16 protein-coding genes are annotated in these 13,344 nt (G+C 47.4%); 1 reads left to right on the top strand and 15 read right to left on the bottom strand.

What is annotated here, in order from left to right:
* Positions 1–4: 4 nt before the first annotated feature.
* From ACE3MZ_RS06975 to ACE3MZ_RS06915, 13 genes are all read right to left on the bottom strand, one after another.
* A complete protein-coding gene (locus tag ACE3MZ_RS06975; RefSeq protein WP_411345731.1) occupies positions 5–793 on the bottom strand; it encodes a DsbA family protein in 789 nt (262 codons plus the stop codon).
* Entirely contained in the window at positions 777–1,676 is a 900-nt protein-coding gene (locus tag ACE3MZ_RS06970) for an ROK family protein (protein ID WP_411345730.1), read from the bottom strand. The genes ACE3MZ_RS06975 and ACE3MZ_RS06970 overlap by 17 nt, the downstream gene beginning before the upstream one ends.
* 157 nt (positions 1,677–1,833) lie before the next feature.
* Positions 1,834–2,946, bottom strand: coding sequence for a phosphodiester glycosidase family protein (locus tag ACE3MZ_RS06965; protein ID WP_411345729.1), 1,113 nt, complete (start codon positions 2,944–2,946; stop codon positions 1,834–1,836).
* Positions 2,939–3,829: a 5'-3' exonuclease H3TH domain-containing protein gene (locus tag ACE3MZ_RS06960; RefSeq protein ID WP_411345728.1), complete on the bottom strand. Its 891-nt coding sequence runs from the start codon at positions 3,827–3,829 to the stop codon at positions 2,939–2,941. The genes ACE3MZ_RS06965 and ACE3MZ_RS06960 overlap by 8 nt, the downstream gene beginning before the upstream one ends.
* A 220-nt stretch (positions 3,830–4,049) precedes the next feature.
* Complete coding sequence (locus ACE3MZ_RS06955; RefSeq protein ID WP_411345727.1) at positions 4,050–4,475, bottom strand: hypothetical protein; 426 nt, start codon at positions 4,473–4,475, stop codon at positions 4,050–4,052.
* A gap of 234 nt (positions 4,476–4,709) precedes the next feature.
* Positions 4,710–5,192, bottom strand: a complete 483-nt coding sequence (locus ACE3MZ_RS06950) for a GNAT family N-acetyltransferase (RefSeq protein ID WP_411345726.1) — start codon at positions 5,190–5,192, stop codon at positions 4,710–4,712.
* Between the two features lie 127 nt (positions 5,193–5,319).
* Positions 5,320–5,682 (bottom strand): arsenate reductase family protein, encoded by a 363-nt coding sequence (locus tag ACE3MZ_RS06945; RefSeq protein WP_411345725.1) that lies wholly within the window; start codon positions 5,680–5,682, stop codon positions 5,320–5,322.
* A gap of 17 nt (positions 5,683–5,699) precedes the next feature.
* Positions 5,700–6,719, bottom strand: a complete 1,020-nt coding sequence (locus ACE3MZ_RS06940) for an RluA family pseudouridine synthase (protein WP_411345724.1) — start codon at positions 6,717–6,719, stop codon at positions 5,700–5,702.
* Positions 6,720–6,761: 42 nt separating this feature from the next.
* The gene (locus tag ACE3MZ_RS06935) at positions 6,762–7,340 is read right to left on the bottom strand and encodes a cob(I)yrinic acid a,c-diamide adenosyltransferase (protein ID WP_411345723.1); all 579 of its coding nucleotides are present in this window, start codon (positions 7,338–7,340) and stop codon (positions 6,762–6,764) included.
* Between the two features lie 55 nt (positions 7,341–7,395).
* Positions 7,396–7,962 (bottom strand): hypothetical protein, encoded by a 567-nt coding sequence (locus ACE3MZ_RS06930; RefSeq protein ID WP_411345722.1) that lies wholly within the window; start codon positions 7,960–7,962, stop codon positions 7,396–7,398.
* A 222-nt stretch (positions 7,963–8,184) separates the two neighbouring features.
* Positions 8,185–8,445: an aspartyl-phosphate phosphatase Spo0E family protein gene (locus tag ACE3MZ_RS06925; protein WP_411345721.1), complete on the bottom strand. Its 261-nt coding sequence runs from the start codon at positions 8,443–8,445 to the stop codon at positions 8,185–8,187.
* A gap of 131 nt (positions 8,446–8,576) precedes the next feature.
* Positions 8,577–9,779 (bottom strand): aminotransferase class I/II-fold pyridoxal phosphate-dependent enzyme, encoded by a 1,203-nt coding sequence (locus tag ACE3MZ_RS06920; protein ID WP_411345720.1) that lies wholly within the window; start codon positions 9,777–9,779, stop codon positions 8,577–8,579.
* A gap of 15 nt (positions 9,780–9,794) precedes the next feature.
* The gene (locus ACE3MZ_RS06915) at positions 9,795–10,295 is read right to left on the bottom strand and encodes an Lrp/AsnC family transcriptional regulator (protein ID WP_411345719.1); all 501 of its coding nucleotides are present in this window, start codon (positions 10,293–10,295) and stop codon (positions 9,795–9,797) included.
* A gap of 300 nt (positions 10,296–10,595) precedes the next feature.
* Between ACE3MZ_RS06915 and ACE3MZ_RS06910 the strand changes: the two genes are divergently transcribed.
* Complete coding sequence (locus tag ACE3MZ_RS06910; RefSeq protein WP_411345718.1) at positions 10,596–11,843, top strand: NAD(P)/FAD-dependent oxidoreductase; 1,248 nt, start codon at positions 10,596–10,598, stop codon at positions 11,841–11,843.
* Positions 11,844–12,209: 366 nt separating this feature from the next.
* On the opposite strand, the gene ACE3MZ_RS06905 is transcribed toward ACE3MZ_RS06910, so the two are convergent.
* Positions 12,210–12,818 carry a hypothetical protein gene (locus tag ACE3MZ_RS06905; protein WP_411345717.1) on the bottom strand — a complete coding sequence of 203 codons (609 nt, stop codon included), beginning with the start codon at positions 12,816–12,818 and terminating at the stop codon, positions 12,210–12,212.
* A 32-nt stretch (positions 12,819–12,850) separates the two neighbouring features.
* Positions 12,851–13,303, bottom strand: a complete 453-nt coding sequence (locus tag ACE3MZ_RS06900) for a DUF350 domain-containing protein (RefSeq protein ID WP_367055237.1) — start codon at positions 13,301–13,303, stop codon at positions 12,851–12,853.
* Positions 13,304–13,344: the final 41 nt, after the last annotated feature.

Below are 13,344 nucleotides of genomic sequence, written 5' to 3'. Positions count from 1 at the left end.
TCCGTCAGCCTCCTGTTCCAGTAGTAGCTGCGGCTTCTTGCTGTGCTTTCTCAATCGCTTGCTTCAGCGCATTGTAATCACCGAGATCGCCAGTATATTGCACACCATTGATAAAGATGGACGGTGTTCCCTGAATATTCAGCTCCTGCCCTTTATCGTACTGTGCGCTCACCTGATCGGCATACGTCTTGTTATCGATGTCCTGGCGCAGCTTGGTCGTATCAATGCCCAGCTTGGCATTTTCCGCCAGTTGAACGAGATAGTCCGGTGTTGCCCAGTTCGTATTCTCGTCTTTTTGATTTGTGTAAATGGCATCCAGATATGTCCAGAACGCATCGCTCTTCTGGTGATACACAGATTCTGCCGCTAGTGCAGCAGTGGTGGAATCTTCACCGATAAACGGGAAATTAGCAAAATGCAGCGCTACCGTACCGTTGTCGATAAAATCCTTCTGGATTTGCGGTACGATCTGCTCGTTGTACATTTTGCAGATCGGACATTTGAAATCGCCGAATTCTACAATTTTGACCGGAGCATTGGCTTCGCCCTTCACTGGCAACTGGGTATAGTCAAACGTTGCCGGCGTGCCAGACGTTGTATCATTGTTGTTGTTCGGAATGAAGATGATGAGTAGTACGACTACAGCGATAACAGCTACGGTTCCGATGATCAGATTGCGCATCGTTTTGCGCTGGCGTAGACGTTCTTTTTCCTTATACGCCTGCTGTTGTTGACGCTTGACCTCGGGATTTACTTTTTTCTTGTTCGATTTGGGGTTAGCCAATCGTTGCACCTTCCTCTCCATTCAGTGCCAGTTTCGCCAGTGCGATTGCTCCACACAATCCGGCGTTATCACCCAATTCGGGATAGACGATATACTGGTCCAGATGTTCTGACAAACTTGGGTGCTGCACATAGCCGTTCAGCAATTCAACCAGCTTCGTGCGAATAAGCGGGAATAGCTGCTCCTGCTTCATCACACCGCCGCCCATAATGATCTTTTGCGGAGACAGAATCAGTACATAACTCATCAGCGCTTGGGCAAGATAGTGCGCTTCCATTTCCCATGCCGGATGATCTGGAGTCAGTTCGGAACCTTTGATATTCCAGCGTTTCTCGATTGCTGGTCCAGCAGCCATCCCTTCCAGACAATCTCCATGATATGGACAAAACCCTTCGAAGGTGTCGTCAGGATGACGGCGTACCAGAATATGACCCATTTCGGGGTGAGACAGACCGTGCAGCATTTTGCCGCCTACGACAGCACCTGCACCGATCCCAGTACCTACCGTGATATAAATACAGCTGTCTAGCCCGCGCGCTGCACCCCAAGTATATTCGCCCAATGCCGCCCCATTCACATCGGTATCAAAGCTCATCGGTATGTCAAAATGCTGCTTCAAATGCCCAACCAGATTGAATTGCCCCCAATGTGGCTTCGGTGTTGTTGTTATGTATCCGTATGTCGGACTGCCCACAATCGGGTCAATCGGTCCAAATGAGCCAATGCCAAGCGCTTCAATGCCTTTCCCTTCAAAAAACGATACGACGTTTTTCATCGTAATCTCCGGTGTCTCCGTCGGGAAGCTGGCACGTTCCAGAATCTGTCCGTCTTCCGTACCGATTCCGCATACAAATTTGGTACCGCCTGCCTCAATTGCTCCAAGTTTTTTCATGAATTATGCGTCTCCTTTGCAGCATCCTTATGGATGACCAATATGAGCATGTGCAGGCTTATCATGATAGCGTGGCAATGTGTCGGGCAGATGTCGATACAGACCAGCCGCCCTTGCTTGCCATCATGCAAGCCGTTACATGATTGTTCAATAAGAGTTAGGAACGATTACCGCCAAATACGAGGGTATTGCTAAGCGTACGTCCGGGCGATGTAACGACTTTGCCGTTGACATACATGCCGGACGATGCGCCACCATCCAGATTCATAGCTTGTTTGGCGCCGAGCTTTTGCATAACCGCTGCCCATTGCTTCATCGTTGCGCCGGGTACAGTCGCGATCATAACTGAGCCGTCTGCCATAATAGCGATACCGCTACGTGCACCGGATGCAGTTAGAATTTTCGGATCTTGAAAGCCTTCGGCTGCCGCGTTAAGTGCAATGCTGCCGTCTTTGACCAGTCGTGGTCCGGCACCAACAGCTGTGACGACGTTGGACCAGTCGATGGGCTTGCCATTGATGTCCGTATACGTTTTGTTCATGCTAACGGTTGCTCCTTTGACAAAGCGATCCGCAGAAGACTTCATCGTACCGGTAAAGACGATCACATACCCGTCTGTCGGAATGGTGGTATTGGTATTGCTACCTTTTGCCGTTACTTTACCATTGCGTACGGTGACAGCGATACCGCCCTGAAAGCCAGTCGTTTTGCCCCGATCAGGCGTGTATACGATAGATGTGCTGGATGTGGATGCCGGAGTACGGTTAAACCAGACGGCATACCAGCCGCTAGAACGTCCGCTCTGCGGCGTCACTTGACCAGTCACTTCCATACGCAGCGTGTCCATCATCGCAGTGCCATTCGCAGTAAAGCCAATCGTAGTACCGTACCGACCGATATGCAGCAATCGTCCGCCTGAGATTAATGTACCGTAAGGATCAGGTGGTCCACCGTATGCCTCGAAAAAGGCACCGTCAATTGCAGCCTTGGCACCATATGCGCTGGCAATCGACGAGAGTGAGGACGTATGCCCTACCTGACGATCTGCTAGACCGACCGCTGTTGCAGTACCTTTAGGAATGCGGACCGTTTGTACGGCAAAGCTGCGTCCGGCTGCCTGCACGTTGACTTTGGCATAACGGATACCGCTGCCTGCCGCCTGTGCAGGCTCCTTGCTCGGAACAGCCGTTATGCCAATCAGCAACGCGGCGGTCAACAGCATCATTGGCAAACGAACAGTCCAGCTTGAAGATGTAGAACCTTTAGTCAAATACGCCCACTCCTAGCATAGAACAGAGACTTTTGATTTCCAGTTCTTCAAATTTGTCGATGATTTTGTTGTCTTCTAGCAGCAGTAAGCATTCGTCAGGTGTGCACAACACTGGTACTTCGCGGTGAATCGTTGCAAGACGACGAGATAGATGCAGCATGTCCAGATCGGCTTCGATCTTTTTGCGAACGGACGGGCTGAGGTATTCCAGATTGTCCAGAATGCCTTCTACCGACTGATGTTCCTGTACAAGCTTGGTTGCTGTCTTCTCACCGATGCCTTTGACACCCGGATAGTTATCGCTTGCATCGCCCATGAGCGCTTTCATGTCGATAATCTGTGCTGGCGTCAGCCCTTTTTCCTCCATGAGCGATTCTGGCGTATACACTCTGTAGTTGCCATAACCCTTTTTCATAATGATCACACTGGTACGGTGATCGACCAGTTGCAACATATCGTGATCTCCAGTCAGAATCATTACTTCCATATTCTGCTCCAATTCACGCGAGATCGTACCGATGCAATCATCCGCTTCGTAGCCCGGTGCACTCAGATTCGGAATGCCCATACTTTTCATCACATCGATAATCAGATCAAATTGCGGAATCAAATCGTCCGGTGCAGCGGTGCGATTACCCTTGTAAGCGGCAAATTCCTCGCGTCGAAATGTCTGTGTTCCCAGATCCCAGCAGCAAGCAACATGCGTCGGCTGATACAGGCTAACTGCATCCCATAGATAACGTACAAAACCGTAGATCGCATTAGTCGGAATACCGGCTTTCGTACGACGGATATAGCCGCTCTGTGAGGTGGCATAATACGCCCGGAACAGCAGTGCCATGCCGTCGACCAGCATCATTTTTTGTGGTTGTAATTGTGTCAATGTTCCATTCTCCCTTATGCGTGTAAAACCAGTTTGACTCTATCATACCGAATTTGTTCAAAGCTGTACAACTGTTCACAGCGTTTTCTTATTTGCTTCGTTTATGCCGCAGCAAAAAGGCTCTCTGTTCATACAGGGAGCCTTTGGTGTCATACGTTTGCAAAATAAAAGGAAAACCTACGCGGTGATTCAGAATCGACAATCCATGATCGAGAATCCGTTATTTTTTCAGTACATACGTAAATTCCCAGACCGCTTCGTTGCCGGAATAACGTCCACGATTCTCGATTACACTGACGCGCAGTTTGACAGTAGAACCGCTAGACGATACCGAAGATAGGCTGACATTTTTGGTTTTGGTTCCTTCATCGGGAATTTTGTCTTGCTCTTCTGCATAAGCATACAGCTTCACAGTGCCATTCGAGTTAGCTTTGACGGTTACACTTTGACCTTCATACAATACTTTGTTGTTCACTTTGGCTTCGGTATACCATTCATTGCCGACGTGATCATTGGAGATCATTTTAACTTTGGTCAGTGTGACTTTGTACGATGAACTTGCTGCTGTTGCCGGTGTGGTTGCTGTAAATAAAAGTGAAGCGCCCAGAATAAGTGCTGCCGATGCTTTCGCCAACCTGGTTATCATATCTTTATCCCCTTTTGATCGTATTGATCAAATACTTAGCTACCAGATTAGTATACCCTATATTTTATTTTATATCCTTATTATTCCTAAAAAATACACATTATATTTAATTAAGTAGATTGAGGAAAAGAAGTCAGGTTATTGGACTTCACTAAAAATGATCTATATTCCATTGATTGGCTATATAACTGCTGATGTTATACATGCTAGTTATACAATGATAATTCTGATTGCTTATCCATCTGTTGATGCGTCTAATATACGTTTCATCCATACATCCACTTCATCCTGCTCATACATTCGGAAGCCGTGGCGTTCATACAATCGACGCGCCGGACTGCCCTGCAATACGTTAAGTATAACTGACTGTCCGCGCAGCTCATGTGAGGACAATAGATGTGCAAGTATGGCACCGCCAATGCCTTGTCCCTGTTGATCAGGATGAATGTAAAAGTGCTCTAGCACGTATCCAGCATCTGGAGCTGGACGCAAAGCTACACAGCCAACAGCTTGAGAATCAACAACGATCAACTGTGTATATTGTGGTTGAAAAGAATTCAAAAACCGCTGTCGAACACGCACATCATCATACCGCTCCAAACGGGTCAGGTCTTCCTTTAATACTATTGCGCGTAATTCGGCGATCCAATGAGCATCTTCGAGATTCGCGCTTTGTAGCTGATACTGCGGCGATGAATGGGAATATGTATGAGACATAGCAAAAACTCCTCCGTATGTTTAGGAGGAGTTTATCATACTGGGTGATACGAATCTATATTCACCACATACATCTAGATTCATATGAAGATGAGATTATCCATCTGCTTATCGATCCAAAGAAATATTATGCCTTCCACGCTTGCTCGTACATATCTGCCTTAAAGCCGACGGTCACACGATCGCCATCGGTTACGATCGGGCGCTTGATCAGCTTGCCATTTTGCGATAGCAGTTCAAGCTGCTCCTCTGCACTCATCGTTGGCAGCTTGTCTTTCAAACTAAGGCTTTTGTACACTTCACCGCTGGTATTGAAGAACTTTTTCAATTCTAATTCGCTGTGTTCCACCAGTTCGCGCAGCTGTTCGGCTGTTGGCGGTGATTCCACGATATGAATCAGGTTCAGTTCGTGCCCTTGTTCTTTTAGCCATTTGATTGCATTGCGGCATGTGCTGCATGGCGGATATTGGTAAACGGTCAATTTACTCATCAAGATCAGACTCCTTTTCAAACATTCAATTGAGCATCCAGCAATGCCAGATCTTCCGGCAAAGGCGCTTGAAACAACACCTGCTCGCCTGTCGCCGGATGTACAAAACCAAGTTCATACGCATGCAGCGCCTGACGGCCAACGATCTCATCCAGCTGAGTGATTCGCTGTGCTGCCTGTTGATCCTTAGCGGCTAAAGTATCCAATGAACCATCCGCCGCTGCATATCCATACATTTTATCCCCGATCAGCGGACAACCGATATGCTTCATATGCACCCGAATCTGGTGAGTACGTCCGGTTTCCAATTGTAACGACACTAGCGCAGCATCCTGATCAGGAAATTGTTGTACCGTTCTATAACGCGTCGCAGCCGCATATCCATTCGGCGTAACGATACGTACATGCGGTTGCTCAGGATCGCGGTCGATCGCCCCCTCAATTCTGCCAGCAGCTGGTGACGGCAGATGATGCACGTAAGCACGATACGATTTGAACACCGTTCCCGATATCATTTGCTCCGAAATATGCTGATGCACATACGGATTTTTGGCAACTGCCAGCACGCCTGACGTATCCTGATCCAGCCGATGCACCGGACGAAAACGGTATTGCACACCTTGCTGCTGCCAGTAATGCACGACACCATTTGCCAGCGTATCCGTATAATGTCCATGCGTCGGATGCACGATAACACCAGCTCTTTTGTTCAAAATAAGCAGATGCTCATCCTCAAACAAAATGTCCAGCTCCATCGGCTGTGGCAAAATATCATCCGAGCTTTCACGTAGCATGCGTACGTGCACTACATCGCCGCCTTTTACTTTCTCGTCCACATATACCCGCTGACCGTTCAGTTCTACACCGCGCTGCGTCATTTTTAGCCGGGACAGCAGTTTGCGCGAGATGCCCATTCGGCGATTCAGGATCGTTTTCAGCAACATGCCTTCATCCTGCGGTTCGACAATATGCTGAATGGGAGCATAATAATCGGCAGCATCCGGGTGGGTATAGCGGTTATGGTCCTCATCTATCATTGCAGTTTGACATTCCTTTCCCTGTTACCTCTGCCGATCTCGTTATTTCGTATCGGAATCGCGCCGAAATACCTTTTGGCTACGTACATATTCAATATCCGGTACACCAGAACGCACATTGGCAGTCCGAGCAATCACGAAGAAATAATCCGACAATCGATTCAAATACCGCCGTACCGCCGGATTGATCTCATGCTCTGCACCTAATGTCACAGTACGACGCTCAGCGCGACGGCATACCGTACGGCACACATGCAGTGCTGCCGCCAACTGAGTGCCGCCTGGTAAAATAAAACGCTCCAGCTGCGGATTCTCCTGCTCGTACCCATCCATCCACTGCTCCAGCCGCTCCACCATATCGTCATGCACCTTGTAGCGACTCTCCTGTAAGCTGACAAATGCAAGATCAGAGCCGCAATCAAATAATTCCTGCTGAATGAGCAACAGATCGTCCTGCAAATCTTCATGATGCTCACTCAGCGCCATTAGCACAGCCTGCCCGACAAAGCTATTCAGCTCGTCGATTGTACCATACGCCTCAACACGAATATCATCCTTACTGACTCGTCCACCGATCACCGATGTTCTGCCTTCATCCCCGGTACGTGTGTAGATGCTCATCGCTATTCCCTCCTACGATCGTCATTGCATATTCACTCTCTGCTTACTGCATACATCAGTCGGTCAGTGCTTTCAATACGTTTACCGCCTGCTCATGATTGGCGAAGATCGGAATGGTAGCGTACAGATCATCCCGCGTATATCCGATATCTTTGAACGAGGACATCTGGCTCACCGGAATTGCAAACAGATGCTCCTTTTGTTTGGTCGGTTCGGTATCATTCTCGTTTGCTGCACCTTTGGTCACACCAGACTTGTACGTATTCGCGCTAAAGTCGTTATCCAGCACCATATGACCGCCATTGACGGCATAAGCTTTCATATCATTTTCCGGTAAAATAATAATATCGTCGGTACGATCCACATATTCCAGCACTAGCTTCTCTGCCGAATATACGGGCGTCGTACTAACTGTAACGGTCAAATCATTGCCCAGCTTCTGTTGTAAATTCTGCTTGATCTTGTCTGCATATTCCTGCGGAAACCCTTCAGTTCCCATAATGAATACTTTGATCTGGTTCGGATCATTATCCTGCTTGTCGCCGCCACATGCCGCCAGCAGCACCATCAGACTCATCCCCAGCGCAAAGCCAATTGTTCTCATCCATGCCTTCGCCTTCACCGATGTTCCCCCTTCAACGTAACTAACTCCCATCATACCACAGCTTTCACGCGCAAAAAAAGAAGACCTCCCGCGAGGTCTTCACTGTCCCACTGCCGACTACATTCGGCATCTTATGCCGTCTGACGCACTCATCTTACCGCTATAAACGCTATGTATGATATCGCAACTAGTCAAGCCTGTTATTGTATATAGTTGAATTGCAAGAGTCCGACTGCTTTTTTATAAACGATGCCGTTTGCTTTTGCAGTGCATATATTCGTTAATCTTGATGTCGAGCAGCATGCTGATTTCTAGTACATCTTCCGCTGTAAACGATTGTCTTTCCAAAAACATCAGCTCCATGCGGGTACGAAGCTTGTGAATCTCATCTTCCAGAGAAATTAATTGTCTGGAGTCATCCGGTTGTTGCGGCCAGACTGCTTTATTCTCTGACAGTAGCATTCCACGGTACATCGGTACCGGATATTCAGCACAATACAAATAATTCCCTCCTTCTACACAAATTCCTGCTTCCGAAGACCTATTATAGCACAGGTCTAAGGAAATGGAAGCAGAAATTTGTTAAAGAGGGTAAATTAGAAATATTCTGTGACAAATTACATTAATGGAAATTATTTTATTTTATTAACAAACGATCCAATTCGCTCAAGCGCTTCACTAAGTTGAGCAACAGAAGTCGCATACGAGCAGCGAATAAAGCCTTCGCCGCCCAATCCGAACACATTGCCCGGCACAGCAGCTACGCGTCCTTCAACAAGCAATTGCTGAGCAAATTCTTCCGATGTCAGACCAGTCGATTGAATACTTGGGAATGCATAAAATGCGCCTTGCGGCTCATGGCACTCTAGTCCGACACTACGGAATCCATCAACGATTAGTCGACGACGACGGTTATAAGACTCGACCATTTTGTCTTTTTCCTCTAATCCGTTAGTCAATGCTTCCAATGCGGCAACTTGTCCCATGACTGGTGCGCACATTACAGTGTACTGATGAATCTTGAGCATTGCAGAGATCAGATCACGATGTCCACACGCATATCCCATCCGCCAGCCTGTCATCGCAAAGGCTTTGGAGAATCCACTCACCAGAATGGTACGCTCCTGCATACCTGGAATGGATGCAAAGCTAACGTGCTTGGTGCCGTAAGTCAGCTCAGCATAAATTTCATCGGAAATGACGATCAGATCATGCTTTTCTACTACTTGCGCAATCGGCAACCAATCTTCATATGTCATAATTGCGCCTGTCGGATTGCTTGGATAGCAGAGAATCAGAATTTTGGAGCGCGGCGTGATACTTTTTTCCAGTGCTTCCGCAGTTAATTTAAAATTATTCTCGGCAAATGTTTCAATACCGACTGGAATACCGCCACCAATCGCTGTAATAGGCGAATACGAAATATAACAAGGCTCTGGAATGAGAATCTCATCACCCGGAGCGATCAATGCTCGCAACGCCAGATCAATCGCTTCACTACCGCCAACTGTCACGATAATCTCGTCTGCGGGATCATACGACGTTTTGAACTCATTTTCCAAATAACCTGCAATCGCTTCACGCAATTCCGGCATACCGGAGTTGGATGTGTAACGGGTATAGCCACGTTCCAATGAATATACGCACGCTTCACGTACATGCCACGGTGTAGTGAAATCCGGTTCGCCGACACCAAGTGTAATAATATCCTTGCTCGCGCTCACCAGATCAAAAAATTTGCGGATACCGGAAGGCTGAATACCGCGCACGAGTGGAGCCAGGTATGACTCCATCGACTTCTGCCCTTCGGCTGTCTGTCCTCCATTGACCATCATGCTATTCGCCTTCCTTTACGGAGAAATAATCAGGCGGCGATCATCTTCGCGATCTTCAAAAACAATTCCGTCCTGTTTGTATTTTTTGAGAATAAAGTGTGTTTTGGTGGACAATACCGATTCAATCGGAGACAGACGTTCGGAAACGAAGCTCGCGACTTCTTTCAGGTTATGACCTTCCACTTCTACTAGCAGATCATATGCGCCGGACATCAGATAGACCGATTTCACCTGCGGATACAAGTAAATACGCTCAGCAATCCCTTCAAAACCGCGTCCGCGTTCCGGTGTAATCTGTACTTCGATCAGTGCAGTAACCGTTTCTTCATCTACTTTGCTCCAATTGACAACTGTTGCATATTTGACGATCACATGATCATCTTCCAATTCCTGAATCGCCTGTTTGACCTCGGCTTCTTCAATACCGAGCAGAGTCGATATAAGCTGCGGGGTACGTCTTGCATCTTCTTTGAGCAGATCAAGGATCTGCAACTTCAGCTCGCTAAGTTCCTTCATAACGATATAGCCTCCAAGTGCAAAAGTTAATATTAAAAATATTACACGAATCCAACATTCCTGCCAAGCCCCGAAGGTCGTTTTGCAGCATTTGCCGCTATCGGTCTTCGCACCTGTCGTTGTTCTGCTTCATTATACACCTGTTCCGGTTACTTAATGCTAAGACAGATTATATTGTGTCATAACAGATTGTAGATCACTCGTTTTCATCGAATAGAATTGAAGATTGTCCAACTGACGGTTCAACTGACATTAAGTATGAAATTTGACGATTTTACACAATCAAAGGAGCGAACAACCATGGATTTGCACACCAGAGATACGATGTGGGGACACACCCTGACGAACCCGCCAACCTACGAACAACTGACTGAGAATCTGGAGTGCGATGTGCTGATCATCGGTGGCGGCATGGGCGGCGCGCTATGTGCGCACGAGTTTGCCAAACGCGGTCTACGCACAGTAGTTGCCGAGAAAAGACAGGTCGGTCGTGGTAGCTCCATTGCCAATACCGGATTGCTTCAATATACGAATGACAAAACACTGACTGCTTGCATCAATACATTTGGCGAGCATAATGGTGTACTCTTTTATAGGCTATGCCGTGATGCGATGGAATATCTGCTGCACACTGCTCCACAGTTGCCGCTGGATGCACAGCTGATTCCGCGGAGCAGTTTGTACTTTGCCAGTGACGAGAGCGATGTAGAGACAGTCATCGAAGAATATGAAACATTATCGAAGCATGGCTTTGCTGCCGAGTTCTGGGATGAAGAGAAAATTGCTGAACACTTCTCGTTCCGCCGTCCAGCAGGCATTTACACGCATGGCGATGCAGAGGTGAATCCGTATCGACTGGTGCATGCGTTGATGATGGATGCGCATCAGAACGGTGTCCGCGTATTTGAAGAAGCGGAGATTACGCATCAGGAATACGGCACGAACGAAGTTGTCAGCTATATCGGCGATTATCATATTCGTTCCAAAAAAGTCGTGTATTCTACCGGCTACGAAACACAGGAAAAGAAAAAAGAACGCGGTGCGTTCCTGATGAACACATATGCGATTGCCACCAATCCAGTCAGTAGCTGGGATGGCTGGTACAAGCAAAGTATGATCTGGGAAACGGCGCGACCGTATTTGTATATCCGTACGACCGCAGATAACCGGATTATCGCTGGTGGTCTGGACGAACCACTGACAGATATCGAAGATATGGAAGTCCGCCGAATCAATCAGGCGCAGCGGCTGCTGGAATCGGTACAAGAGCTGTTCCCGGACATTGGTCCATTATCTATCGAATCGGCATGGGCAGCGCCATTCGGCTCTAGTCGCGACGGTCTGCCTTATATGGGCAAACACCCGGACTATCCACATTGCTACTTTGTGGAAGGATATGGCGGTAACGGTACGGTATATAGCACTATCGCTGCCATGCTGCTGGCAGATGAACTGTCCGGCGTCACACGCCCCGAATTGGAACTGTTCAGTTTGACTCGTACGTCTAAGCCGTCACCCGCAGTAACTCCTGATGTGCCAGCATCTTGATGGATCGGTATTAAACAGCTAGCTAAGTTACAAACATAGGAATAGCAGCAATAACAGGAATAACAGGAATAACAGCTTTGTTATATTATTTTGATGTTGTTGCTATATTGTTCGTATGTGATTCTATTCTTGCTATGCTGTATGTTTGCATTCTTTCACTGAGATTCGTGCTTGTTTATACGTAAAAGCCCAACAGCTTCTGAAATTCATTCAGAAACTGCCGGGCTTTTTTGTGTTGTATTTTTGTTCGTATTGTAGCTAGCCGATCATGCTCAAATCGCATTGTACATAAATTCTTGTTCATTTTCATTTATGCTCATTGCTCTGCCCTATCTTCCAATAGAAGCAAAGTAGATTGGCATCAACTTAGCCATTCTGCTCAGTAGAGCGTGACAGCGTGTCGATCATACGCAGACGACCTGCTTCATCCAAGCTCTGATGCACATGGAAACAGCTTGGGCAAACATATACGTTGACGGTATATGGTGTTGTCAGGAATGACAGCTTACCGTTCGCTGCGGGGTTTGGCTTGAAGCCAGTTGTCCCCATTTCCTGACTGCCTGCTAGCAGCATGTACTCCTGACAATGTGGACATTGCGGAATCTCTTCCTGACTGTCCAGCAATTGCTCAACCTTTTCCTCGTAGTCGACCATCTTGAAGTTCTCATCACCGTATTGCTCAATCGTCTTGAGTGAAGACAGATTCGGCTGTTGGAACAATTCCGCCTCATCCAGCAATGTCGCCGCGCGATTACCGATTGGTGTATTCGCCGCTTGCTCGTTGCCGATGACGTTCTGTTGGTACGCCTCTTCCGCTGCATACTGGGATGGTTGCTCGTCTTCCTCATCCAGTTCAATATTCAGCGTGCGGTAACCTTGTAGTTCATTACCACAATGCGGGCAATGCTCCTCAGGTCCAAATTCCGGGTCCCATACGATCTCGCTGTGACACCATGGGCATACTGTTGTATCCATAATTTCGTCCCTTTCGTGATGCAAAGTCAAATTTAAAGAATGGACGCACCGATGACATACGATAGCGATATGGAGATGATCATCGAGATCAAACCAATCGCCCGGTTGTCCGAAGCAATTTCTTTATCGATATTAAATACCGGGGTTAAAAATTCAAACAAAAAATAGGCAACCATCAGCAGCAAAAAACCGACCAGCGACCAGCCCAGACTTCCGTAGACCGAGCTGTGCGCTTCAATGGAAAAGCGCATCACATTGCAAATACCGAAAATTTTACCGCCAGTTGCCATCGCTACGGACACATTGCCGCGCTTGATTTCGTCCCAGCATTTATATTTGGTTACTAATTCAAAACACCATAAAAATACGATTAATTGCAGCACAGCCACGGAAAAATAACCGATCATCATCCCGACCGGGTGCGCCAGCAATGGATCCACGTAGTCCTTCACGCCTCTTCGTAACTCCTTCCGGTATGAAATCATTACAGATCATCATACTGTGTACGTATGACGTCCGTAATGGT

Source organism: Paenibacillus sp. WLX1005 (assembly GCF_046603685.1).
In the GTDB taxonomy this organism is placed as follows: domain Bacteria; phylum Bacillota; class Bacilli; order Paenibacillales; family Paenibacillaceae; genus Saccharibacillus.
This window is presented reverse-complemented; position numbering and strand designations above follow the sequence as displayed.